Here is a 2,745-nt window from a genome sequence, read left to right on the forward strand (position 1 = left end):
GCATGGCGCGACGGCTCCCGGCTGCCGCCGCGGCCCGTGCTGATCACCTTCGACGACGGCTACGAGGGCGTGCACCGGCACGCCCTCCCGCTGCTCGCCAAGCACGGCTTCGCGGCGACCCTGTTCGCGTCCACGGGCTGGCTGCGCGGCCCGTACGAGGACAACCACCGGGCGGACGGGCCGCCGGATCTGATGCTCGACTGGGACCAGGTGCGGGAGCTGGCCGCCGCCGGCATGGAGATCGGCGGGCACAGCCACACCCATCCGCAGATGGACCAACTCACCGATGACCGGCTGCGGTTCGAGGTGGAGCGCTGCCGGGAGATCCTGGCCCTGGAGCTCGGCGGCCCGCCGGTCTCCTTCGCCTACCCGTACGGCTACTCCAGCCGCCGGGTGCGGCGCGCGGTCCGGGAGGCGGGGTTCGGCGTCTCGCTGGCGGTCGGCAACGCGCTCGCCGTGCGGCGGCAGGGCCCGTACGCCCTGGAACGGGTCACGGTGCGCCGCTCCACGGACATCGGGGAGTTCGAGCGGCTCGTCGAGGGCCGGGCGCTGCGCCGCGGCTTCGCCGTGGACCACGCCCTGACCAGGGGGTACGCCGTCGTCCGCCGGACCCGCCGGGCCGCGCGGCGGCTGCGCCCCGGCGGGTGAGCGCGCGTCCGGCGACCGATGAGCTGTACGGGCCATACGGGTCGTACGGGTTGTACGGGTTGTACGGGCCATACGGGATCAGCACGCGCCGTACACATCCCGCGAGCGAGAGCCTCCGGTCCGCCCGGAGTCCCAGCGTGAGGCATTCTTCGAGGAAGGCAGCCGAAGCCCGTGTCTGACACGACCACCACCCGGACCGAGGAGCGCCAGGAGGAGCGGCCGGCCGGCCGCGGGCTGCGGCTGCGAGGGCGGGGCGGCGGTTCGCCGCTGTTCCGCAACGCGTACGCGCTGATGCTCAACACGGGCATCAGCGCGAGCCTCGGCATGGGCTACTGGCTGGTCGCCGCCCGCTACTACTCGGCGGACTCGGTCGGCCAGGGCTCGGCGGCCATCGCCGCGATGAAGCTCCTCGCCGGGCTGACCGCGGTGACGCTGACGGGGGCGCTGGCCCGCTTCATCCCGATCGCGGGGCGGGCCACGGCGCGGCTCGTCTTCCGTACGTACGCGGGGAGTTCGGTCGTCGTGGCGGTCGCCGCGTCCGTCTTCCTGCTGACGCTGAATTTCTGGGGGCCCTCCTACCGCTTCCTGCACGGGCCGCTGCACGGCTTCGGCTTCATCATCGCGGTCGTCGCCTGGTCGCTGCTCACCCTCCAGGACGGGGTGCTGACCGGGCTGCGCAGCGCGATGTGGGTGCCGGTGGGCAACACCGTCTTCTCGGCGGTGAAACTGGCGCTGCTGGTGGGGCTGTCGGCGGCCATCCCGACCACGGGCGTCTTCGTCGCCTGGGTCGCCGCCATCGCGGTGTCGGTGCTGCCGCTGGGCTGGCTGGTCTTCCGGCGGCTGGTGCCGCGCCATGTGGAGCGCACCAAGGAGACGGCGCGGCCGGTCCCGTACCGCGAGATGGGCCGCTTCCTGGCCGGTGACTACACCGGCTCGCTGTTCTCACTGGCCGTGGTCTACCTGGTGCCGGTGATCGTCGCCGCGCAGGTCAGCTCGGCGGACAACGCGTACTTCTACATCACCACCACCATCGGCGGCACCGTCAACCTGCTCGCCATCAACATGGGCGCGTCGCTGACGGTGGAGGGCTCGCACGACCCGGCGCGGCTGGCGGAGAACTGCCGGGCCGCGCTGCGCCGGATGGCCCGGATCATGCTCCCGGTCTGCGTGTTCCTCTTCGTCCTGGCCCCGTACATCCTCAAGGTCTTCGGCGCGGGGTACGCGCAGGCGGCGACGCCGCTGCTGCGCTGGTTCGCGGTGGGCGCGGCGCTGCGCGTGGTGATGGAGGTCTACTTCGCGGTGCTGCGGGCGCAGAGCCGTACGTCCGGACTGGCCTATCTCCAGGGGCTGTTGTGCGCCCTGGTGCTGGGGCTCACGCTGTTGCTGCTGCCGCACATGGGGCTGACGGGCGCGGGCGTCGCGGAGATCTCCAGCCTGGCGGTGATCGTCTCCATCGCGACGGTCAAGCTCCGCAGGATTCTCGCCGCGCATCCGGCGGCCCCGTCCGCCAGGATCACGGCGGAGGTGGCCGCGCCCGACGGCGACCTCGCGGACCTGGCGGTGGACGGCGACAAGGGGGACGCGGGCACGGTGGTCCGGCCCCGGCCCGGTGCGGGCGAGGAGAAGACCGGCGCGTACGGCACGCGGTGGGCGCTGCGGCAGGCGCTGGACGCCGACACGGTGCCGCTCGGGGTGCGGCTGGACTTCGACCATCCGGAGCGGCGGCCGGACGTGCGGCACACGCCCGAGGGCATCGGGGAGCCGCCGATGCCGTCGCAGGACGGCGGTCCGAAGTGGGCGCACACGCTGCGCTCGACGCTGCCGCTGGGGACGAACCCTTGGCGGCGGTCGTCCGAGGGGCTGAAGAAGCCCGAAGGGCTGGGGAAACCAGAGAAACCAGAGAAGCCGGAGAAGCCGGAGAAGCCAGACGAATCGGAGAGGTCTGAGGTGCTGGAGAGGCCGGAGGGACCTGCGCGGTCGGATCGACTGGAGGAACCCGCGCGGCCTGAGCGGCTGGAGAAATCGGCGCGGTCCGAGCGGCTGGAGGAATCGGCGCGGTCCGAGCGGCTGGAGCGGTTCGAGCGGCTGGTGGGGCCG

At 72.9% G+C, this 2,745-nt stretch carries 2 protein-coding genes; both read left to right on the forward strand.

All coding sequences use genetic code 11. The features are described 5' to 3' along the window. Positions 1 to 648 (forward strand): polysaccharide deacetylase family protein (locus ACFU99_RS23120; protein WP_384394906.1); only part of this gene is annotated, 648 nt, incomplete at its 5' end. A 171-nt stretch (positions 649 to 819) separates the two neighbouring features. Then, positions 820 to 2,745, forward strand: a 1,926-nt coding sequence (locus ACFU99_RS23125; protein WP_384394907.1) for a lipopolysaccharide biosynthesis protein, incomplete at its 3' end; no start/stop codon positions are given.

The sequence above is a fragment of the Streptomyces sp. NPDC057654 genome (assembly GCF_042800135.1).
Lineage (GTDB): Bacteria > Actinomycetota > Actinomycetes > Streptomycetales > Streptomycetaceae > Streptomyces.